Genomic DNA, 21,227 nt, shown 5'->3' with positions numbered 1-21,227 from the left:
ACCGACAGCCAGGAGGAGACCATGCCGCAGACCGACCGCAGGTTCGGCGTCCTGTTCGATGTGGACGGCACCCTGGTTGATTCGAACTACCTGCACACCATCTCGTGGTGGCACGCTTTCCGCCAGCTGGGCCGGAATGTTCCCATGGCCGCCATCCACCGCGCGGTGGGCATGGGCGCGGATAAGCTGATCGCGCACCTGCTGGGCGAGGACCGGGACAAGGACCAGGACAGCCAGGCCGAAGATGCCCACGGCGCCGTTTTCTCCACCTACTGGCCGGCGCTGCGGGCGTTCGACGGTGCCAAGGACCTGCTGGAGCGCTGCTCCGGAACGGGCCTCACCGTGGTGCTGGCATCCTCGTCCAAACGGCGGGAACTGGACGTCCTCACCGCGGCTATCGGAACCAACGAGGCGGTCGCGGGGACAACCAGCTCCTCGGATGCCCAGGAGAGCAAGCCGGCGCCGGATATCCTGGCCGCGGCCCTCGATACGGGCGGACTGCAGGCGGCGGATGCGCTCTTCGTCGGCGACGCCGTGTGGGATGTAATGGCCGCCAGCGAACTGGGCATCCCCACCATCGGCCTGACTTGCGGCGGCACCGGCGAGGCCGAACTGCGGGACGCAGGCGCCATCGAAATCCATGAAGATCCGGCCGCCTTGCTCGCGGGCTTCGAAGCGAGCGCCCTGGGACAGCTGGCCGCGCGTGCTGCGGATGCAGGCCAACCGGTAAAACCAGACCAAAACCGGTAAAACAACGACGGCGGCGCCCGGCTACTCGAGTCCCAGCAACCTTATGTGCGCGTCCACATGCTGCTCGAACAGTCCGGCCGGGTCAGAGAAAGTGTTTTCCCCGTACTGCCCGAAAACCTCGAAGCTGACGGCACCGAAAAGCGCGGACCAGACCATGACGCCGCGGATGACCACCGGCTCAGGGGCAGATAGATCCAGCTCAGCACGGATCCGGGCCACATCATCGGCGAGAAAGTTCGAACAGCCGTTCGTCATGGACTCGTCCTCCACACAGGCGCTGCTGGGGCTGGCTCCTACGCCGCTCGCGGCGGCAGCGGACGAGACGGTGCGGTGGTGGCAGGGCGAACATGCCGCTGCTCGGCGGTAAAACCGGCTGTACCTGCCCCGAAACGGCAACCGGTACGTATACTGATGGTCCGCCGCCGAAGAGCGGAAACCGTCCCGCTGACATCATCCAGTTTGAGGAGCCGTCCATGCCCCTGTCCGAGGAGGAGAGAAGGCGGCTGGCCGAACTGGAACAGCAGCTGGAGTCGGAAGACCCCAGGCTCGCCGCCTCGCTGTCGGGCAAGGGCCGGCAGCCAGGATCCGGTTGGAAACTGAGCTTCGGCGCCAAGCTCATGCTGGTCGGCGCCGTTCTCCTGCTGTTCAGCATTTCGACGAACATCTCGGTGCTGTCCGTCATTGGCCTGGTCACCCTGCTTGCGGGGATGTTCCGGATGGCCACGGACTGGATCCGGCGGAACTGAACCGCTATCTGGACGTCCGCCGGGTGGATGAAGCGGCCGGGACTGCGCAACCTGGAGGCGGAGGACCCGCGGCTCGCCGCCAAGCTGTGGCAGGCACTCACGCATTATGCCTACGTCCGGGAGGACCAGTACCTGCGTGAGACTGCGGTGCGTTTCAGGAACTGAAAGCGCACCGCAGTCCCAGCGGATGGCAACGGAGTTGGACCCGCCGGACCTGATACCGCTAGACGCGGCTGACGTCCCGGGTCTTGTGGTCGTAGTGGAAGGTCAGGGCGCCGCCGTCGTGGTGGAACTCGTGGTTGGCCCCGTCACGGACGCCGAACGCGCCGTAGTTCTCTTCCCAGGACCGGTCCAGCGCGACCTTGTAGGTGTAGAAGCCCGCGGGCAGTTCCGCGGTTAGCTTCCAGAGCGAATCCGTCTGATCCAGTTCCATCTGGACCTCGTCAAAGTGCGGCTGCCAGTTCTCCGGTGCACCGAGCTTGGTGCTGAAGTCACCGGCGATGGCCACGGCTGCGGGCTGCCCAGCGGTGTCCACGGCGGCGGGCGCTGCGGGCTCGGTGGAAACTGCGGGCTCGGTTGCGGCCGGCCCTGCAGGAACAGCCGCTGCGGCAACAGCCTTCTTCGCGCGAGGCTTGCGGCTCCCCGCCTGCTTGGATTCCTCAACCTGCGCCACCGCGGACTTCGGTCCGGAGGTATTGGCGGCCGCCGCTGCGACAGCCGGAACCGGCGAGCCGTTTTGCAGCGCCTCGGTCAGGGATTCGGCATCCGGGAAAGCGGCCGCGGCGCGCAGCCCCTCGTCCGTCAGCACCCAGCCGCCGCGCTTCTTGACCAACCAGCCGGCCTTGACCAGCTTGCTGGTGGCAGTGGTCAGGGACTTGTGCCCGCGCGGGACTCCCCCGGCGAGCAGCTCGCTTTCGGCATCGTTCAAGGGCAACTGCGTAATGGCCTGCGCCAGGACTGCACTGCCGCCCATGGCAGCCTCGCCGGAGGCAGCCGCCTCGGCCAGTGTGTCCAGGACAATTTTCAGCCGCAGGTTAGTACGGTCGGCAGGATTTGTGCTCATTATGGTTTTCCCCATCGTCGATCGCTTACTTGCAGTTTGGCATGACGGTGATGCCGAAAGGATAAGTTAAAGGTTAATTCCTCATGACTTAACGGTTTGTGACACCGCTCTCCCCAATCCGCAATGATGTTACCTGTGTCCTGCCGGGATTCGGAACACGGCGCGCCGGTTCAGCTTCGTCTCGGAAGCGCCGGACGGGCTTAAGGACCGAGCCTCCTTTGGCGCCTGCGCAGCGGTGATGTCCGCCTGTCACCGATCAAATCGTGCACCGCCTGTACCGGTTCACCATCAGCGAATCCCCCGCTGCCACGCGGCTTGCGGGTGTTCGATGGGAGCCATGAAGTTCCTGGTGCTCGGCGGTACGGCATGGCTCGGCGGAGAAATAACGACGGCGGCGCTGCGGCGCGGTCACGATGTCACCGCCTTGGCGCGGGGCGAGTCGGGGACGGTGCCGGACGGAGCTGCCTTCCTCCGCGCCGACAGGGACTCGCCGGGCGCCTACGATGCCGTCGCGCGACAGTCTTGGGACGCCGTCGTCGATGTGTCGCGCCAGCCCGGCCACGTGCGGCGGGCGGTGACTGCCCTTTCCGGGTGTGCGGACCGGTACATCTTCGTCTCCTCCTGCAGCGTCTATGCGGATCATCATGTCCCCGGCGCCGATGAATCTGCCCCGCTGCTTCCGGCGCTGGAAGCGGACGTCATGGAGTCGATGGAGACTTATGGAGAAGCCAAGGCCGCCTGCGAGCAGCACGTGCTGGACGCCTTTGGCCACGGCAGGGAGCTCATCGCGCGGTCCGGCCTGATCGGCGGCCCCGGTGATGTCTCCGACCGCACCGGCTACTGGCCGCTGCGCTTCGCCCGACCGGCAGCCGGTGACGGCAGTGTGCTGGTGCCCGATGCGCCGGAGCTGGCTACGCAAGTAATCGATGTCCGCGACCTCGCAGCCTGGCTCGTCCGGGCGGCAGAGCGCAAGGTCAGCGGCAAGTTCAATGCCGCCGGGGAGTCGATAATGCTGCCGGCGCATCTGGAGCTTGCCCGCGAGGCCGCAGGCCACACGGGCCCGGTGGTTCCCGTCGCGCCGCAATGGCTGGCCGATGCGGGCGTCAACTACTGGTCCGGCGAGCACTCCCTGCCGCTGTGGCTGCCGCTGCCCGAGTACGCCGGCTTCGCGTCCCGGGACAACCGCGCCGCAGTGGCAGCAGGGCTGGAACTACGTCCGCTGTCGGAAACGCTGGCGGATGTGCTGGCCTGGGAGCAGGCAGCCGGCCCGGACCGTCCGCGCAAGGCCGGACTGACCGTCCTGGAAGAGCGTGAGCTCCTCGCCACGATCTAACGGTCCCATTGTGGCCTTCGGATCGCGGTTGTACGCTGGCAGCACGCCGCGCAGAAGGGGCATCGTCATGACTATTCCACAGCCGCCGCCGGAACCGGATCCGGATCCCACCTCGCCGCACCCGTCAGAGCCCGGCAAGCCGAATGAGCCGGGTGAGCCGGATCCGATGACGCCGGATCCGTTCCCGAACCCATTGCCCGGCCCCGAGCCGGACAACCCGCCGGAACCGCCGCCGCCGGGCCCCGGCCCGCTGCCGATTCCGGAACCCGGACCGGTCATCCCGCCGCGCGGACCCTAAACCGGGCTAGCTCGAAGGCCCGCTGGCTGGATGTGATGCCACGCGGCCGGTTGTTCTTAGGCGGCTGCACGCTGCCGGGGGACACCGGTTGTCCTGACGGCCGTGCCCGATTCCGCCGGCGGATAGACGTGCACGCGCTTGATCACGGGCTTGACCACGTCCCCGGCGCGCGGCACCCAGTCGGATACATGGGCGCGCAGGGGAACGCCGTTCCAATCCGCGAGCACGTCGAAGCCGTGCGCCCCGTACAGCGCGGAGGTGATCACGGCGCCGTCGTTAGTTGATGAGGACAGCTTCTCCAGCCGCACGTCGGAGGGACAGACTGCCGCTTCGGCCCGCCGGTTCACCGCGGACAGCGCGTGGGCCGCAGAGAATCCGACCAGCCGGAGCCTGTCCGCCGGGATCGCCGCACCCACTGCCTGCAACACCAGGAAACTGCTGCCCAGGGTCGCCTCGAACACGGTGGCGTCGGAGACAAAGGAGGCGACGAACGCCGTGCTGGGCCGCCGCAGCAGCTGGGCCGGCGTGTCCACCTGCTCGATCCGGCCGGCGTTGAGCACCGCCACCTTGTCCGCGAGCGCCAGCGCCTCGGCCCGGTCATGCGTGACGTGGATGGCGGTCAGGGACTGCTCCCGGACCAGCGACTTTAGCTCCAGCCGGAGCCGGGCGCGCAGCGGCTCATCGAGCGAGGACAGTGCCTCGTCCAGCAGCAGCGCCCGCGGGGCCGCAACGATGGCGCGGGCCAGGGCCACCCGTTGGCGCTGCCCGCCGGAGAGGGCGACGGGATTGCGCGCGCCCAGCTCCCCCAGCCCCACCTGGTCCAGCACGGCCTGCACCCGCTGGGCGGTCTCGGCCCGCGGGACCCCGGCCAGCTTCAGCGGATACCCCACGTTGCGGGCCACGGACCAGTGCGGCCAGATGGCATGGTTCTGGAACACCATGCCCAGCTTCCGCCGCTCCGGCGGCAGCCACGCGCCATCGCCCGCCACGGTCTCCCCGCCGATCCGCAGCGATCCTGCCTCGGGCCGCAGGAAGCCGGCGATGCTGCGCAGCAGGGTGGTTTTCCCGGAACCGGACGGACCCAGCAGAGCCAGGAACTCGCCGTCGTTCGCCTGGAGGTCGATGTCGGCCAAGGCCACGTGGCCGTTGGCGTAGACGTGGCGCAAGCCGGAAATCTCGATCGCTGGCATTTAGGTCCTCTTACTCGTTGCGGTTGTGTTGGGCAGCCGGCGCGCGCCGGTGAGGCCGGCGGCCAGGGACAGGCCGGCCACGCCGACCAGGGTCACGAGCAGCGCCAGTGCGGACGCCGAGTTGTAGTCGCCGGCCTGCTGCAGGTTGAAGATCACCACGCCCAGCGTCTGCGTGCCCGGGGCCACCAGCAGGATCGAGATGGTCAGCTCGCGCACGGCGGTCAGGAGAACGACGACGACGCCGGTCAGCGCCGCGGGGGCGGCGAGCCTCCCGGCAACATCGGCCAGCGCCCGCACCGGTGAGGCGCCCGAGATGCGCGCTGCCTCTTCCAGTGCGGCGGGCACGGACTGCAGCGGCGCGCGCACGGACTGGACCACGATGGCCAGGAACGCCATCACGTAGGCGCCGAGAATGACCCACGGCGTATTGAAGATGCCCAGCGCCGGGGCGATGAGCAGCCAGGCCACGGCGATGACCAACCCGGGCAGCGCCTGCGGCAGCATGGCGGTCACATCCAGCGCCGTGTTGCTTCGGTGCCTGGTCCGCACCAGCAGCGCGCCGACGGCCAGGCCGAGTACGCCGCAGATCAGTGCGGCGCCTCCAGCCAGCAGCACCGAGTTGGCGATCCCGGCGGCGGCACCGCGCGAGGTGACCGCGTTGGCGACGTTTGCCAGCGTGATGTTCTCCCAAGTCAGCGGAACGCCCGGAGCTGGCAGCAGCGCCTGGGACGCCAGTGCGAGCAGCGGCAGCACGCAGATGGCCAGCGCCGCGAGCCACAACCCGGCGGCGGCCGCGCTGCGGAACCGGCCGAGCTCCAGCGGCAGTGTAGCCGGCGAGCCGGTTTCGAGTTCCGAACCGGAGGGCAGCCGGCGCTGGAGCAGCACCGTCACCAGTGCCAGCAGCAACAGCACGACGCCGATCGCCGCGACCGCGGGCAGTGGGTTGCCGATGGTGCCGGAAGCCAGGTAGCGGTAGATCAGCGTGGTTAAGGTGGTGTAGCGCTCGGGCAGGCCGATCAGCGCGGGGATGCCGAAGTCGGACAGGTTGGCCACGAAGGTCAGCACGAAGGCGGCCAGCAGGCCCGGGCGCAGCAGCGGCAGCGTCACGTGCAGCAGCGACCTGGTTTGGCAGGCCCCGCCGATCCGCGCGGCTTCCTCCAGGCTGCCGGGCACCCTCTTGAGCGCCGCGGCGATGACCAGGTAGGCCATCGGATAGGAATGGACGGCCAGCAGGAACACCACACCCCAGCCACCGAAAACGCTGACCACCGGCCCGCTGCTGCCCGTAGCGCCCTGGAGGAACAGGTTGACCGGGCCGCCGGGAGCCAGCAGCGCCATCCACGCCATCGCACCGATGAACGGCGGAATCAGGAACGGCAGCAGGAACACCCAGCGCAGCGCGGTCCGACCCGGGACATTGCTGCGTTCCAGCACAATGGCCAGCAGGGCGCCGAATCCCGTGGCCAGCGCCGCGGATCCGGCTGCGGAGGCCACCGAATTCACCGCCGCCTCAAGGACATCCGGGCCGCCCAGGACGGCCAGGTTCTCTGCACGCAGCCCCATCACGGCCACGGCGCCCAGTGGCAGCAGCACCAGAAGGGTCAGCACGCTCCACACCATGAGCCGGAGCGCGCCCAGACCGTCCGGCCTCTTCGGTCCCCGCCGGCCGGCGCCGGCACAACGTTGCCGTTGGCCGGCCGCCGGACGGGACATCGGTACAGCCGGAGAGGTCGGGAGTGCAGCCGGATGAGCCGACGGCGCAGGCTGGGTGCCGCCGTCGTGCGTGGGATGTGGAACGGGCGCGGCCGCGGACTCGGCCGGAGCCTGGCGGGTTCGTTCGGACAGATGGTTGCTCAAAGACGGTGCGGACCTTCCCGATCCCGCTGCTGCCGGATCACTGGCTATCGATCTAAGCCGGGCCAGTTGTCGGGAAAGTGAACGGCGGCCAGCCGCCGAGCCAATTCGGTGCAAGCATCGTTCGTCGCACAGGTTGTGAAGCGGACTTACCTGTCACGGTTCGGCAACGTCCCGCCGTCGTTATCCTGGCCCGGATCCGACCGGATAACGATTGAGTGCGATCCGGATCCTCGAGGCACAGATCCTGCCTCTTTCCAGCCAACAGCGGTAAATTTGTAGTACGTCGGCACGGTCTCGAGGAGGCGCGAAATGTCATTATCCGATGAGGAACGACAACGGCTGGACAAGCTTGGACACGAGCTGGAAGAAGATGATCCACGCCTGGCTAAATCCCTCTCCGGCAAGGGGGTCCTCGTCTTCGGGCACCGAGTCGGCACCGGGGCGTTGATGGCACTGGCCGGGGCGCTGCTGCTGCTCGCCGGTATCGCCGGCAACTCCTTGCTGCTGGCGATGGTGGGCGTCATCGCGTTCGCGGGCGGGCTGCTGGTCTCCGGCACGGACTGGTTCCGGGGGCACGTGCATCACGGCCCCCAGCACTAGTTCAGTCCAGCAATGAGTTGAACTTTTCCACCGCGGCGTCCTGACCGCCGGCGATCTTTTCCAGGTCCGGGTTGATCAGCTTCAGCTCGGACAGTTCCGGCGCGCCCTCGGGCACGCCGACATCCCCGCGCACCGGGACGTAGGACTGCTCGACGGCCAGCTTTTGCCCTTCCTGCGAGATCAGGAAGTCGATGAAGTCATTGGCAGCCGCGGGATTTCCGGCGTCGGTGAAAATACCGGCAGGCTGGGAGACATAGGGAACGCCGTCGGTGGGATAGTTCAGTGCGACGGGCGAACCCCTCTCGGCCAGTTCGCGCGCCACATAATCAACGACGACGCCGATAGATACCGTTCCGCCGGCCACCGCTTGGCCGACCGGGCCGTTGGATTCGAGCACGGTCGGCTCGTTGGCCATCAGCTGGGTCAGCCACTTCCCGCCCAGGGCCTCTTCTTCGAGCCAGACCGCAGTGTTGAAGGCCGCGGCTCCGGAGACGTCCGGGTTGGGCATGGCGAGCTTGCCCTTGAACGCCGGATCGGCCAGCTCCGCCCAGCTTTCCGGCGCGGCATCGAGGAGTCCGGTGTTGTAGGCGATGACCGTGGGAATGATGCGCGTGCCCACGTAGAAGCCCTCGGCGTCGACCACGTCCTGGTTCAGCTCCCCGGCATTCTCGAGGTCCAGTTCCTGCAGATCGCCTTCGGCCACGTAGCCCTCAAACGTCGGCACGTCCGCGGCCAGGATGACGTCGGCCTGGATATCGCCGGTCTGCTTCTCGGTGGCGATGCGGGTCTTCAGCTCGCCGGTGCCGGCACGGAAAACCTCTACCTCAACGTTAGGGTTCACCTCGTTGTAGGCGGCAATGACCTCGTCGATCTTGGCCTGCGGCTCCGAGGTGTAGACGGTCAGCGTGCCGGACGGCCCGTCCGCCGTGGCGCCGCCGCTTTGGCCGGTCTGGCCTTCGGCGGAGCCGCCGCACGCGGTAAGCAGGGCCAGCGGCGCCAGGGCCAGGGCGAGGTACTTAGAACGGTGACGCAATGGGTTCTCCTTGAACGGGCGGCAGGCCGAACGCCTGCGCTGACGGGTTGCCGGCCATTCCGCCCGGCATTCCAGCGGCCACCAACACGGGGGCAGCGCTGAAAGAATCGGGGCCCAGCCGGATCACCGAGATCCAGCTCGAATCACCGGCATCCGCGGATCCGGGCGGCGGCGGGTTGTACGACACGGCAGGCCCGACCCACACCGGAACCGAACCGAGCAGGCCGGATTGGGCGTGGTGGTAGTGGCCGCAGAGGATCCCGCGGACATCGGTACCGGCGATCACCGAGCGCAGCAGCGCAGGCGACGCGAGCCCGCGGCCGGCCAGCAGCGGCTGTGTCGATTCGACCGGCGGGTGGTGCAGCGCCAGCACGGTTCCCTGTGTTGCCGGCGTGGCAAGTTCGTCCCGCAGCCAGTCCAACTGCTCCGCTGAGAGAAGGCCGGCGGGACGGCCCGGATCGTCCGAATCCAGTGTGATGATCCGCAGCCCGCCCAGGAAATGCACCGTTTCGGCTGGTCCCGGTCCGTTGGCAGCCCGGCCGCGGTTGAACAGCCCGGCCTGGCGCACCGGCACGTCATGGTTGCCCGGCAGCGTGATCACGGGGCAGCCCAGTTTCGCCGCGGCGTGCTCCAGCAGGCGCGCGGCGTCGTCGTAAATATCGCTGCAGCAATCCGCAAGGTCACCGGTCACGACGACGGCGTCCGGCCGGAACCGATGGGCCTCCTTGAGCGCTGCCAGAGTCAGGGTCCAGGTGTCGATCCGCCCGAACAGCAGCTCCGGATCCGGCCGCAGGTGGGTGTCCGTCAACTGCACCAGGGTGAAGCTGCTTTGCGCGGGCGGCAGCTCGCGCCAAGCGGGTTGTTCCACGCACTCCCCCGGTCTGCCTCGTTTGAATCCATTCGTTCCGCCAGTCACGGAAAATTCCAGCAACCACGATCAAACACGCACCCGTTTACACAACGGTGAACGCGTGGAGTCCGGCAGGCCAACGCAGTTCCAACCCGGCGCCCCCGGCAGCGGCAACTCGGCTATATTGGCCGGAACAGGTAACACCCTCCAACGTTCAGGAGCGTTCCGCCATGGCCCAGGAAGTCGCAGCCCAGCTCATCGACCAGCTCCGCGCCGCGGGGGTCCGACGGATCTACGGGATTGTGGGAGACAGCCTCAACCCGGTTGTGGACGCGGTCCGGCAGACCGGCGGGGCGACCAAGGGCGGCATCGACTGGATCCATGTCCGCCATGAGGAAGCCGCAGCCTTCGCGGCTGCGGCCGAAGCCCAGCTGACCGGGCAGCTGGCGGTCTGTGCCGGCTCCTGCGGACCGGGCAACCTCCACCTCATTAACGGGCTCTACGACGCCAACCGCTCCGGCGCCCCGGTGCTGGCGATCGCCTCGCACATTCCCAGCAAGCAGATCGGCACCGGCTACTTCCAGGAAACCCATCCGGACCGGCTCTTCAACGAATGCTCCGTCTACTCGGAAATGGTCAGCACCGCCGAGCAGGCCCCGCGCGTCACGCAGAGCGCCATCCGGCACGCCATCGGCAAGCGTGGCGTCGCCGTCGTAACTCTGCCCGGTGACATCGCCAGCCTGGAGGCGGTGGCCCCGACGCCGCTGTGCACACCGTTCCTGCCCGCCACCGTGGTGCCGGCCGCCGAAAGCGTCAAACAGCTCGCGGACGCGATTAACGACGTCGGCAAGGTCGCCATTTTCGCCGGCGCCGGCGTGGAGGGCGCGCACGATGAGGTGGTTGCCCTGGCCGAGCTGATCGGCGCGCCGATCGGGCATTCGCTGCGCGGGAAGGACTTCATCCAGTACGACAATCCGTACGATATCGGGATGACCGGCCTGCTGGGCTATGGCGCCGTGGCGGAAGGCATCGAGGATGCGGACCTGCTGATCCTGCTGGGCACCGACTTCCCGTACGACCAGTTCCTGCCGGACACCCGTACCGCCCAGGTGGACCGGGCGCCGGAGCATCTGGGCCGGAGGACGGATGTGGACATCGCGGTTCACGGCGACGTGCTGCCCACGCTCGCGGCCCTGATGCCGCTGCTCAAACGCAAGAAGAGCCGCCGCTTCCTGGACCAGATGCTCAAGAAGCATGACAAGCTGATGAACAAGGCCGTCGGCGCCTACACCCGCCGCGCCGACAAGATCAAACCCATCCACCCCGAATATGCTGCCTCGCTGCTGGACCAGGTCGCCGCCGAGGACGCGATCTTCACCGCTGACACAGGCATGTGCAATGTCTGGACCGCCCGCTACATCACCCCGCGCGGCACCCGGCGGCTGATCGGCTCTTACCTGCACGGGTCCATGGCCAACGCCCTCCCCCACGCCATCGGCGCGCAGCTGGCCTTCCCCGAACGTCAGGTCATCTCCGTGTCCGGCGACGGCGGCCTCTCCATGCTGCTGGGCGAATTGGTCACCGCTGCGGCTTACCGGCTGCCGCTGAACGTCGTCGTCTTCAACAATTCCACCCTCGGCATGGTGAAGCTGGAGATGCTGGTGGACGGGCTCCCGGACTTCGGCGTCGACGTTCCGGACACCAATTACGCGGCCATCGCCCAGGCCATGGGCTTTCACGCGGTCCGCGTTGCCGATCCGGCCGGCATCGAGCAGGCCTACCGCGACTCCTTCGCCCACCCCGGCCCGTCGCTGGTGGAACTCATTACCGATCCGAAGGCGCTGTCCCTGCCGCCGAAGATCACCGGAACCCAGGTCTTCGGCTTCGCCACCGCGATGTCCAAGATCGTGCTGAACAAAGGAGCCGGCGAAGCGGTCAGCATGGCACGGAGCAACCTGCGCAACATCCCCCGCGGCTGACGGCGGCGTACGGTGTGTATATGGAGGACATCGTCGAATTCCTGCTGGCGAGGATTGCCGAGGACGAGTCCAATCTGCACTCCTGGTGGAACACCGCATCCGTCCCGGTGCTGGACCGGGCCTTGGCCGAGTGCCAGGCGAAGCGCCGGATGATCGATCAGCTGCAGCGCCTCGACACTGGCCACCGCCGCCCGATGCTACTGATTATGGCTGTGCCTTATGCTGGGCACCCCGCCTACCGCGACGAGTGGCGGCTTTAGCGCAGGCAACCCAGCCCGACGGCGGCCGGTCACGGATGGTGACCGGCCGCCGTCGTCGTTCGCGCCGCAGGGGTGGTGCGGCGCTGCAGCTAGTTCCGCTTGAGGAAGATGCTGACGTCGTCGTTGTTAATCAGATCGGGCACGGTCCAGCCGTCCAGGTCGTACTCGCTCATGCATTGGTCGGCGAAGCCGGTCATCATGTCGGTGTGGCCCTGTGCTTGGGCGGCGAAGAGGATCTCGGCTTTCACATTTTCGTGGTTGCCGGAGTAGTTGCGCTCGTAGAGTTCGTGCCGGCCGCCGAACTCGGTACCGATCGCGTCCCAGAGCAGCTTCATCAGCTTCACGCGGTCCACGGCCTGGATGCCGTCCGAGCCACGGACGTACTTGTCCAAGTATGGGCGGATCTCCGGGGTCTTGAAGTCCAGCGCGGATGAGTTGAGGTAGATCAGCCCGGAAGCCACGTCCTGTTCGATGATTTCCTTGATCCGCGGGTAGCCGGTGGACATGAACATCCGGTACGCCAGTCCGTAGTCGAGCTTGGGCAGCACGGTGCCGTCGGGTCCGGCATCCGGGTTCAGCGCCATCGCGTCTGCGAGGGCGTAGAACATGTTGCGCCAGCCGATGACCTCGCCGGCGCGGGCTTGGACGCCGCGGAAGTCCTTGGTGCCGGCGATTTCCAGCGCCTTGAGCAGCAGGCCGGCGATGAAATCCAGTTTCACGGCCAGGCGGATTACGCCTTGGAACGTGAACCGGTTCAGGAACCCGGTCTGCGGGAAGAAGTTGTTGATCTTCTCAATGTCCCCGTACGCGAACACGTTCTCCCACGGGATGAGGACCTTGTCGAAGACGAACACCGAGTCGTTCTCATCCAGTCGGGAGGAGAGCGGGTAATCGAACGGGGTGCCCATCACGGCCGCCTGGTGCGAGTAGGAGGCACGGGAGATCAGCTTTACCCCGGGTGCGTCCATGGGAACGGTGCAGATCAGCGCGAATTCCTTCTTCTTGATCGGCAGCCCGTAGTGCGCGATGAAGTTGTACTGGGTGATGGCGGAGCCCGTGGCAACGACCTTCGCCCCGGAAACAACGAGCCCGGCGTCGGTCTCCTTTTCGACTTTCATGAACACGTCGCCGACTTGGTCCGGCGGCAGGTGCCGATCCACCGGCGGGTTGATGATGGCGTGGTTCCAATACAGGACCTTCTCCTGGGACTCGGCATACCAGCGCTTCGCGTTGTCTTGGAACGGCTCGTAGAAGTCCGGCATCCCGCCAAGGGTGCCCAGGAAAGCGCCCTTGTAATCCGGGGACCGGCCCATCCAGCCGTACGACATCCGCGCCCAGGTTTCGATCGCGGTGCGCGACGCCTTCAGGTCGTCAATGGAACGCGCGGCCTTGAAGAAGGGGTGTGTCAAGCCGCCGGATCCCGTGTCGGTGGGGACCAGGAGCTTATCCGCTGTTTCCGGTTTGTGGAAGCCGTCATAGAGGCGGGCAGCCATGCGCACGGAGTTGCGGAACGCCGGGTGCGTGGTGACGTCCTTGACTCGTTCGCCGTAGATCCAGACCTCGCGGTCGTCCCGGAGCGACTCGATGTATTCATCGCCGGTCTGGGGTTTGAGCTGGTCCGCCTGCGTGGTCCGCGCGCTCATGTCGAGAGCGTTGGCGCCTGTCGTGGTCGTGGTATCGATAGTTTCAGTCATCGTCTTGTCCTTATCAATTCAGTGGCCGTCAGGCCTGGATGAGGGGTTTGAAGGATTCGGCGCCGGAGAACCAGCCGGCCTCCAGCGAGTCTCCGCAGTGGTGCCAATGGCCGGAGCCGGACAAGGGGCCGATCTCATGGAACTTCCCGCCAAAGAAGAGCAATGGCTCCCGGCCGGTGGTCTCGAGTTTGTGGACTTCCCCGATCACGATCACGTGGTCGCCGCCGTCGTACACCTGCCAGGGCCGGCATTCCAGGGTCGCCTTGTTCTCCAGCAGGACCGGGACGTCTCCGTCCACGGTCCAGGCGGGTTCTTCCGGTAGCGGCTTACCGGCGAAATGCCATGCGACGTCCAACTGGTCCTGGGAGAGGATGTTGATTGCGAACGGCGCGCCCTCCAGGTACTGGGCCGCCTTGGAGCTGCGGGTCAGCGTGACCTGGGCCAGTGGCGGATCCAGCGACACCGCGGTAAATGCGTTCACGGTCGCACCATGCGGGGTGCCGTCCGCGGAGCGGCAGGTCACCACGGTCACGCCGGTCGCGAACTGGCCGAATGTGTTCCGCAGCTCGCGCGGATCGATGTTCGTTGCGGCGGCGGCAACGGGGGTTGTTTCAGACATCATGTCCTCCTGCTGTTGGGGCACGGCCGGCGGGGTGGGGTCGCCCGCCGGCCGCACAGCTTGCGGTTACGCCGCGTCCAGTACGAAGTTGTAGGTGACTTCGCGGCCGTTCCCATCCGCCCTTGGGCGTGGGATCGAGGATCAGTTCGGGTTTCACTGCCGAGGCGATGTCGTCGCCCACATGCTCATCCCCCTTGAAGTAGAGCTGCGAGGTGATCATCTGGTGCCCTGGAGCGGAGATCTTCAGGTGCAGGTGGGCAGGACGCCACGCGTGCCAGCCGGCCGCGGCGATCAGCTTTCCGCAGGAACCGTCCGTCGGGATCTGGTACGGGGCCGGCTGCATGGTGTTGATCCGGTAGTAGCCGTTCTGGTCCGCAACAACCGTGGCGCGCAGGTTCCATTCCGGCAGGCCCGGGGCGAACTGGGAGTAGAAGCCCTGGTCATCCGCGTGCCAGATCTCCACTGTGGCCCCGGGCAGTCCTTCGCCGGCCAGATTGGTGATTCGGCCCTGGAACAGCAGCGGCGTGCCCTGCTCGTCGTCGCGCATCGGCAGGGTTGCCGGGGACTCCAGCTTTGGGGCGTCCGGAATGTAGTACGGTCCCTCGATGGAGCCCTTTGTGCCCTCACGGTTCTCGTTGGCCACCTGCTCCACCGAGTGCTCCACCCATACGTCCAGGAACAACGGCCACTCCCCATCCTCGCCGACCTGGATCAGCCACGCCTTCAACGCGTTGTACTCGTCGTAAGTGACCTTTTCTTCCAGGATCGTCTGGTTGATGGCTCCGATGACCCGCGAGGCCAGCCGGTCCACCCGCTCCTGGCTGGTACCGGCCGCGAACTTCTTGTTCTCCCGGAAGCGGTCCGTCGCATTGGCGCCGGAAGCAGCCGCCGTTGCCTGTGTTTCCGTAGTCATGACTGTCCCTCCTGTGGTCTTTCGGCGATATCGCCGTTAGACAAGAGTGTTCTGGATCACCCTGGGCAGCGGGGACTGCTGATGAGGATCCGGCCGAACAGTGACAAAACAGGTCCGGTGGGTGCTAAATCCGGCACGGCACCCCTCTGTCTTCGGCCGCGGATGACTACAACGGCGGGACGGAACCTAAGGCGCGACGCCGAGGAGAGCGTCTTTGCGCAGCTGGAGCGGAGTGAGCCCGAAACGGGCCTTGAAGGCGCGGGTGAAATAGCTTTGCGACGCGAAGCCGGCCTTCGCGGAGATCCGGCCCACCGGCGTCGTTCTTTGGGTTGGATCGGAGAGGATGATCCGAGCCAGCTCCAGCCGCAGGCCCAGGATATAAAGGCTGGGCGGTTCGCCGGCCTCGGCAAAGATCCGCGTCAGATGGCGCTCGCTGATGCCGACCGCCGCCGCGACTTCGGCGGCGCTGAGCTGCGGATCGCCCAGCCGGTCCTCGATGTAACTTCGCGCGGTGGCAAGGTAGCCCGAACCGTTGCCGCTGCGCTCCCCTCTGATCATGAGGCTGAGCAGTTCCAGGGCCGAGGCCTCCGCATGCTCCAGATTTGCGGGCTGGCTGGGCTGGGCCTGCCCTGCGATCGTACCGCTGACCAACTTGGCCAAGGCGAGCATGTGCCGGTTCGCTGCCTCGCCTTGATTGAAGTTGAAGACCCGGGGCTTTAATAGGGGTTTCCCGCCGGACAGTTCCAGATAGTCATCGCGCGGGATGGTGAGCACCAGTTCACGCAGACCCTTGCAAAAGCCTCGCAGAAACGGCCGGTCGGCGTCGTAGATGACCGCTTGGCCGGGTTTAAGCGATTCCTGTCCGTCGCCGTAGTAAAAAAACGCTTCGCCTTCCAATGCGAAGAAGACGGCAATGGCGTCCATGGGGTTCTGCCGGATGAACCGTTCGTTTCGTTCCACCACCTGCGCACTGCCCTTGACCTGGGCAAACTTCAGCGAGGGGAAATGCAGGTTCACCTCGCTGGCCTGCAGCGGAGCTTCGTCCATGGTGCGGATGTCCAGCGGAATCAGCGCCTTGGAGTTATGGTGCTCCCAGAGCTGGACCCGATTGGTCGTGGGGATGCCGTCGGTGCTGAACTTCAGGAGCTTGGCAGGCTTGTGGCCGGCAAACCCCGGGGGCGGAACTGCGGTTTGTTCCTGCCCCGGGGCAGGAACATGCCCTGCAGCGGCGCGCCCTACGACATCAGAGTGGTCCTGGCTCATGGATCAATTAGTGTATCTTGAATCACATTTTCCCGACAGGCCGGAACTCGGCCAAGAAGGCGCACGCTTGTCTGCGCGGCAGAGGTCAGTAGCCGTAACCGCCTTCCTTTGCGTTGTCGGCCTCGGCTGAACCGTCAACATTTTCCGAATCCGGTCCGGCTGCCTCGGCCAGCGGCTCCTCCTTGCTGCTACCGGATTCCGCGGCAGGCTGGGGTTCGTGCGGATGCAATGCCGATTCCTCGGGCTGATCGCTGTTTTCGTTCGCTTCGCTGGTCATCTCGACTGCTCCTGCCGTTACGCGCAGTGTCCGGCGGTTGCCGGACGGCGGATTCCCAGCGTAGGTAGGTGCTAAGCAACCTGTCCATACCCCTTCTGGAAGGGCTCCCGCGTAGGATCGACCCGAGGGTGGCTTTGCCCGGCGGCACACTTCAGGAGGACCATCATGGACATTGAAGAAGTAGACCTGCTGGTCATTGGCGGCGGCAAGGCGGGCAAATCCCTGGCGATGGACCGGGCCAAAGCCGGGCAAAAAGTTGCCATGGTTGAACGTGGCATGATCGGCGGCACCTGCATTAATGTGGCCTGCATTCCCACGAAAACCCTGATCCACAGTGGCCGGGTGCTGGAGACCGTCCGGCGTGCGGAAGAATTCGGTATTTCCGGCGTCGAAGATCCGCGGATGGATCTGGCACTGCTGCGGCACCGCAAGGATGACGTCGTCGGCACCATGGTCAAGGGACAGCTCAGCAGCTTCACCGATTCCGGGATGGACTTCATTCTGGGCGCAGCGAAATTTACCGGGCCCAGGACCGTGCATGTGGACCTTAACGACGGCGGCACCCGCGTTTTGCGCGGCACCGACGTGGTGATCAATCTCGGCACCGAGCCGGCCCTGCCTCCGATCGCGGGGCTGGCGGAGGCCCGGGTACAAACGAGCAATACACTGCTCGAGCTTGAGTCCTTGCCGGAGAGCATTGTCATCCTCGGCGGCGGCTACATCGGCTGTGAATTCGCGGACCTGCTCAACACCATCGGCGTCGATGTCACGATCGTCCAGCGCGGGAACCAGCTGCTGGGCCGCGAGGATGCAGACATCTCGGCCGCGGTCAAGAAGGCCTTTATCGACGCCGGCATCACCGTCCGTCTCGGCGCCGCGGCCGAGAAAATCCAGCGAGCAGGGGACGGCACAGTGACCATCACGATCGACGACGGCGAAACGCTCGGTGCCGAGGACGTCCTGGTGGCGCTCGGCAGGAAACCCATGACCGACGGCGCCAATCTGGAAGCCGCCGGTGTGGTCCTGGACGACCGCGGCTTCATCGAGGTCGACCAGCAGTTGCGGGCGGCCGACGGCGTGTGGGCCGCCGGCGACGCTGCCGGGACCCCGCAGTTCACGCACGCTTCCTACGACGACTACCGCATCCTCAAAACGAACTTGGCGGCCCGGCATGGCGACGGCGGGGCACGCACCACCGAGGGACGGCTCATTCCCTATACGGTCTTCATCTCGCCGGAGCTGGGCCGGGTCGGCCTGACTGAGCTGCAGGCCCGCGACGCCGGCCACGACGTGCGCATCGCCAAGATGCCGGTTGCCGCCATTCCGCGCGCCCGCACGTTGGGCCAGACCGAGGGCGTGTGGAAGGCAGTGCTGGACCGGAAGACCGGCAGGATCCTGGGCGTGGCTCTGCTGGGCACCGAGGCCAGCGAAGCCACCGCCGTGGTCCAGATGGCCATGCTGGCGGGGCTGGACTTCACCGCGGTCCGGGACGCCGTCATCACCCATCCGACCATTGCCGAAGGACTGAACCTGCTCTTCACCCCCGCTTACCTGGAGGATTGAGCCACCCCGGGGCGTCAGCAACGCCGACCAGCCGGGAGAGATGGCCAATCAGCCTTGCCTGCGCTCCCGGAAGGAATCTTCCTCCGGGCCCAGCTTCGGCGCCTGGTCCCAGGACGGACTGCCGACGGCTACCCGGGATGGACGCTCCTACCTCCGCCGCATCCCTCAGATTGAGGGTGTTGGCGTTCCAAGGTCGAGCCTACGATGAGCCCTACACCGGCTCGCACCATGAGTTCCCTGCAGCAGCAAAAGAAGGATCTGTCATGGAATGTATTACCTGGTTTGTGCCCATCCTGCCCGGGAAGCTCGAGGAGTGGAGGGCTTTCGTGGAGGAGATCAAAGGCCCGCGGAAGGACGATTTCGCCCAGTCCAGGCAGCGCCTGGGAGCCAGCCGTGAAGTGATCGGCCTGGTGCAGAGTCCCGAAGGCGACTTCGCCGCTTTGTTCCACGAGGGCGACAGTGTCTCCGCGGGGTTCAGCAAGCTGGCTGCGTCCGAGGAGCCTTTCGACGTCTGGTTCAAGGACAGGATTCTGGAGCTCCATGGGGTCACCAAGGAGATGCTGGCTCAGGGACCGCCTTCTGAGGTGGTGTTCGACTACCGGGCGTAACGATCCGGAGCTTCATTGACCGTCTGGAGGTGGCGTTGCTGCAGTAGCCGGCTCGCGCAGGTAGACTCGCAGGCAGTGACACGGGGTGCCCCTTGAGGGGCTGAGAGCAAACCCGTTGAACCTGATCTAGTTCGTACTAGCGAAGGGATGTCATGCAGCGGCTGCCGTGCGGTGCGCTGCACCCATCTTTTCGCCTTAATCAAGGTGGAGAACCTCAATGCAGCTCGCAGAACAAACCGTACTGGTAACCGGCGGCGGCCGTGGCCTCGGCGCCCGGATCGTCGCAGCCTTCGCGGAAGCCGGCGCCCGGGTAATCATCAATTACCGCAACAGCGGCTCCGCCGCGGAGGAGCTGGCCGCCAAGTTCGGGCCGGAACAGGCCGTGGCTATGCAGGCGGACGTCACCGATGCCGGGCAGGTGGCGGAGCTGTTCAGCCGTGCCGAAGCCCATTTTGGTGGCGCAGTGACTACGGTGGTCAACAACGCGCTGGCGGATTTCTCCTTCAACGGGGATGCCCGCTCCAGCGCCGCCGATATTTCCTGGTCCGAGTTCGAAACCCAGTTTTCCGGCAGCGTGCGCGGCGCGCTGAACACCGCTCAGCAGGCACTTCCCGGAATGCGCGGCCGCCGGTTTGGCCGGATCATTAACATCGGCACCAACCTCTTCCAGAATCCGGTAGTTCCCTACCACGACTACACCGCGGCCAAGGCGGCCCTGCTCTCGCTGACCCGGACGCTGGCGGCGGACCTGGGCCAGCACAACGTCACCGTCAACATGGTCTCCGGCGGATTGCTCCGCACCACCGATGCCAGCGCGGCCACCCCGGATGAGGTCTTCGACCTGATCGCCGCCTCCACTCCGCTGCGCAGAGTAACGACTCCGGAAGAACTCGCCGACGCGGTATTGTTCTTCGCGTCGCCCTGGGCCCGCTCGGTGACCGGACAGAACCTGATGGTCGACGGCGGACTGGTGATGAACTAGTGGCGGCGCGGCAACTGCATTTCAACGCGTTCCTGTTCGGCTGCGGCCACCACAGCGCAGCCTGGCGCCGGCCGCAGTCACCCATCAAGCAGCTCGGCGACATCGCCTTCTACGAGCGGTTGGCCCAAACCGCGGAGCAAGGCCTGTTCGACGCCGTTTTCTTCGCCGACGGGCACTCCACCGGCAATCTGGGCGCGGGTCCACTCTGGCACATGGAACCCCTCACCGCCCTGTCAGCCATGGCCCGGGCCACCAGCAGGATCGGCCTGGTCAGCACGGTTTCGGCTACTTTCTACACGCCGTTCCATGCCGCCCGCATGCTGGCCTCGCTGGACCACATCAGCGCCGGGCGCGTCGGCTGGAACGTCGTCACGTCGATGTTCGACGCCGAGGCACGCAACCACGGCATGGCGGCCATGCCCGGGCATCAGGAACGCTACGAACGCGCCGCCGAATTCATCGACGTCGCCCTGCGGCTGTGGGATTCCTGGACCGACAACGCGCTCGTCCTCGACCGGCAGGGCTACTATGCGGATCCGGCCGAAGTCCTCCCGCTCCACCATGAGGGACGGCACTTTCTGGTGGACGGCCCGCTCACCGTTCCGCGCTCCCCGCAGGGCAGGCCCGTGCTATTCCAGGCCGGCGCCTCGGAGCAGGGACGCAACCTCGCCGCCCGTTATGCCGAAGGCATCTATGCCGTCGCCTACGATCTGGCCAACGCGCAGGCCTACTACGCGGATGTGAAGCGCCGGATCGCCGCCGCCGGACGGAACCCGGACAAGGTCGCCGTCATGCCCGGCCTGGTGACCTACCTCGGGACAACAACGGCGGAAGCCAAGGCCAAGCAGGCGGAAACCGATGCATTGCTGCCCACGGAACATTCCCTGGCCCAGCTGGGCACCTTCATCCAGCAGGACTGCAGCGGCTGGGAGCTGGACGCTCCCGTGCCCAGCTTGCCGCCGGCGTCGGAATTCACCGGCCCGCAGGGCCGCTACACCACCATCCTGCGGATTATCGACGCCGAAAAGCCGACCGTGCGCCAACTGCTCGGCAGGCTCGCGGCCGGCGGCGGACACTGCACCATGGCCGGCACGCCCGAACAGGTGGCGGACCAGATCGAGCTGTGGTTCACCTCCGGCGGCGCGGACGGATTCAACCTGATGCCGCCGCTGCTGCCGGACTCCCTGGACGAGTTCGTGGACCGCGTCGTTCCGGTGCTGCAGCGCAGGGGGCTGTTCCGCACCTCCTACACCGGCAGCACGCTGCGCGAGCATCTGGGACTGGACCGTCCGGCTGCCGCGGCTAGAGGAAGGGCAGAAACCGCCGGCTCCGCTTTATAGACTGGACCC

General features: G+C 66.4%; 22 protein-coding genes, 1 pseudogene and 1 riboswitch. Of the genes and pseudogenes, 12 read left to right on the top strand and 11 right to left on the bottom strand.

All coding sequences use genetic code 11. The features are described from left to right. Nucleotides 1-21: 21 nt before the first annotated feature. Entirely contained in the window at nucleotides 22-750 is a 729-nt protein-coding gene (locus tag J5251_RS09580; RefSeq protein WP_208575921.1) for an HAD family hydrolase, read from the top strand. Between the two features lie 21 nt (nucleotides 751-771). On the opposite strand, the gene J5251_RS20650 is transcribed toward J5251_RS09580, so the two are convergent. Then, nucleotides 772-1,146, bottom strand: coding sequence for a TetR-like C-terminal domain-containing protein (locus J5251_RS20650; RefSeq protein WP_208576103.1), 375 nt, complete (start codon nucleotides 1,144-1,146; stop codon nucleotides 772-774). A 77-nt stretch (nucleotides 1,147-1,223) separates the two neighbouring features. On the opposite strand from J5251_RS20650, the gene J5251_RS09570 reads away from it, so the two are divergent. Further along, nucleotides 1,224-1,496 carry a DUF3040 domain-containing protein gene (locus J5251_RS09570; protein WP_139005123.1) on the top strand — a complete coding sequence of 91 codons (273 nt, stop codon included), beginning with the start codon at nucleotides 1,224-1,226 and terminating at the stop codon, nucleotides 1,494-1,496. Nucleotides 1,497-1,523: 27 nt separating this feature from the next. Next, on the top strand, nucleotides 1,524-1,661 hold the full coding sequence (locus tag J5251_RS09565; RefSeq protein WP_208575920.1) for a hypothetical protein: 138 nt from the start codon (nucleotides 1,524-1,526) through the stop codon (nucleotides 1,659-1,661). A 58-nt stretch (nucleotides 1,662-1,719) separates the two neighbouring features. Here the strand turns inward: J5251_RS09565 and J5251_RS09560 are convergent, their stop codons facing one another. Continuing rightward, the gene (locus tag J5251_RS09560; RefSeq protein ID WP_208575919.1) at nucleotides 1,720-2,559 is read right to left on the bottom strand and encodes a glycosidase; all 840 of its coding nucleotides are present in this window, start codon (nucleotides 2,557-2,559) and stop codon (nucleotides 1,720-1,722) included. Nucleotides 2,560-2,887: 328 nt separating this feature from the next. On the opposite strand from J5251_RS09560, the gene J5251_RS09555 reads away from it, so the two are divergent. Further along, entirely contained in the window at nucleotides 2,888-3,892 is a 1,005-nt protein-coding gene (locus J5251_RS09555; RefSeq protein WP_348272973.1) for an NAD-dependent epimerase/dehydratase family protein, read from the top strand. 67 nt (nucleotides 3,893-3,959) lie between these two features. Continuing rightward, nucleotides 3,960-4,190, top strand: coding sequence for a hypothetical protein (locus J5251_RS09550; protein WP_139005121.1), 231 nt, complete (start codon nucleotides 3,960-3,962; stop codon nucleotides 4,188-4,190). A 56-nt stretch (nucleotides 4,191-4,246) separates the two neighbouring features. On the opposite strand, the gene J5251_RS09545 is transcribed toward J5251_RS09550, so the two are convergent. Continuing rightward, nucleotides 4,247-5,380 carry an ABC transporter ATP-binding protein gene (locus J5251_RS09545; RefSeq protein ID WP_208575918.1) on the bottom strand — a complete coding sequence of 378 codons (1,134 nt, stop codon included), beginning with the start codon at nucleotides 5,378-5,380 and terminating at the stop codon, nucleotides 4,247-4,249. After that, nucleotides 5,381-7,237, bottom strand: a complete 1,857-nt coding sequence (locus J5251_RS09540; RefSeq protein WP_244250882.1) for an ABC transporter permease — start codon at nucleotides 7,235-7,237, stop codon at nucleotides 5,381-5,383. Between the two features lie 309 nt (nucleotides 7,238-7,546). On the opposite strand from J5251_RS09540, the gene J5251_RS09535 reads away from it, so the two are divergent. Beyond that, entirely contained in the window at nucleotides 7,547-7,837 is a 291-nt protein-coding gene (locus J5251_RS09535; RefSeq protein WP_139005119.1) for a DUF3040 domain-containing protein, read from the top strand. Between the two features lies 1 nt (nucleotide 7,838). Here J5251_RS09535 and J5251_RS09530 read toward each other — a convergent pair whose 3' ends face one another. Next, the gene (locus J5251_RS09530; RefSeq protein WP_208575917.1) at nucleotides 7,839-8,870 is read right to left on the bottom strand and encodes an ABC transporter substrate-binding protein; all 1,032 of its coding nucleotides are present in this window, start codon (nucleotides 8,868-8,870) and stop codon (nucleotides 7,839-7,841) included. After that, a complete protein-coding gene (locus tag J5251_RS09525) occupies nucleotides 8,854-9,738 on the bottom strand; it encodes a metallophosphoesterase family protein (RefSeq protein ID WP_208575916.1) in 885 nt (294 codons plus the stop codon). Before J5251_RS09525 ends, J5251_RS09530 begins: the two co-directional genes overlap by 17 nt. A gap of 212 nt (nucleotides 9,739-9,950) precedes the next feature. On the opposite strand from J5251_RS09525, the gene J5251_RS09520 reads away from it, so the two are divergent. Together J5251_RS09520 and J5251_RS09515 are read left to right on the top strand one after the other, a co-directional pair. Continuing rightward, nucleotides 9,951-11,699 (top strand): pyruvate dehydrogenase, encoded by a 1,749-nt coding sequence (locus J5251_RS09520; protein ID WP_208575915.1) that lies wholly within the window; start codon nucleotides 9,951-9,953, stop codon nucleotides 11,697-11,699. Nucleotides 11,700-11,719: 20 nt separating this feature from the next. Next, entirely contained in the window at nucleotides 11,720-11,959 is a 240-nt protein-coding gene (locus J5251_RS09515; protein WP_139005116.1) for a DUF6221 family protein, read from the top strand. A gap of 89 nt (nucleotides 11,960-12,048) precedes the next feature. Here J5251_RS09515 and J5251_RS09510 read toward each other — a convergent pair whose 3' ends face one another. The 5 genes and pseudogenes from J5251_RS09510 to J5251_RS09490 form a co-directional block, all read right to left on the bottom strand. Continuing rightward, a complete protein-coding gene (locus tag J5251_RS09510) occupies nucleotides 12,049-13,653 on the bottom strand; it encodes a 4-hydroxyphenylacetate 3-hydroxylase family protein (protein WP_139005115.1) in 1,605 nt (534 codons plus the stop codon). A 28-nt stretch (nucleotides 13,654-13,681) separates the two neighbouring features. After that, on the bottom strand, nucleotides 13,682-14,272 hold the full coding sequence (locus J5251_RS09505) for a flavin reductase family protein (protein ID WP_139005114.1): 591 nt from the start codon (nucleotides 14,270-14,272) through the stop codon (nucleotides 13,682-13,684). A 66-nt stretch (nucleotides 14,273-14,338) separates the two neighbouring features. After that, nucleotides 14,339-15,185, bottom strand: a pseudogene (gene catA / locus J5251_RS09500) (catechol 1,2-dioxygenase). Nucleotides 15,186-15,371: 186 nt separating this feature from the next. Continuing rightward, nucleotides 15,372-16,448, bottom strand: a complete 1,077-nt coding sequence (locus tag J5251_RS09495) for an AraC family transcriptional regulator (protein ID WP_208575914.1) — start codon at nucleotides 16,446-16,448, stop codon at nucleotides 15,372-15,374. A gap of 85 nt (nucleotides 16,449-16,533) precedes the next feature. Further along, entirely contained in the window at nucleotides 16,534-16,725 is a 192-nt protein-coding gene (locus J5251_RS09490; protein WP_139005111.1) for a hypothetical protein, read from the bottom strand. Nucleotides 16,726-16,890: 165 nt separating this feature from the next. Here J5251_RS09490 and J5251_RS09485 point away from each other — a divergent pair, with 165 nt between their 5' ends. From J5251_RS09485 to J5251_RS09470, 4 genes are all read left to right on the top strand, one after another. After that, a complete protein-coding gene (locus J5251_RS09485; RefSeq protein WP_208575913.1) occupies nucleotides 16,891-18,288 on the top strand; it encodes a dihydrolipoyl dehydrogenase family protein in 1,398 nt (465 codons plus the stop codon). Nucleotides 18,289-18,551: 263 nt separating this feature from the next. Then, a complete protein-coding gene (locus tag J5251_RS09480) occupies nucleotides 18,552-18,896 on the top strand; it encodes a hypothetical protein (protein WP_139005109.1) in 345 nt (114 codons plus the stop codon). Nucleotides 18,897-18,967: 71 nt separating this feature from the next. Next, a riboswitch (TPP riboswitch) is annotated at nucleotides 18,968-19,061 on the top strand. Nucleotides 19,062-19,113: 52 nt separating this feature from the next. After that, complete coding sequence (locus J5251_RS09475) at nucleotides 19,114-19,878, top strand: 3-oxoacyl-ACP reductase (protein WP_208575912.1); 765 nt, start codon at nucleotides 19,114-19,116, stop codon at nucleotides 19,876-19,878. Beyond that, nucleotides 19,878-21,218, top strand: coding sequence for an LLM class flavin-dependent oxidoreductase (locus J5251_RS09470; RefSeq protein ID WP_208575911.1), 1,341 nt, complete (start codon nucleotides 19,878-19,880; stop codon nucleotides 21,216-21,218). The genes J5251_RS09475 and J5251_RS09470 overlap by 1 nt, the downstream gene beginning before the upstream one ends. Nucleotides 21,219-21,227 lie beyond the last annotated feature (9 nt).

The sequence above is a fragment of the Arthrobacter crystallopoietes genome (genome assembly GCF_017603825.1).
Classification (GTDB): domain Bacteria; phylum Actinomycetota; class Actinomycetes; order Actinomycetales; family Micrococcaceae; genus Crystallibacter; species Crystallibacter crystallopoietes_B.
This window is presented reverse-complemented; position numbering and strand designations above follow the sequence as displayed.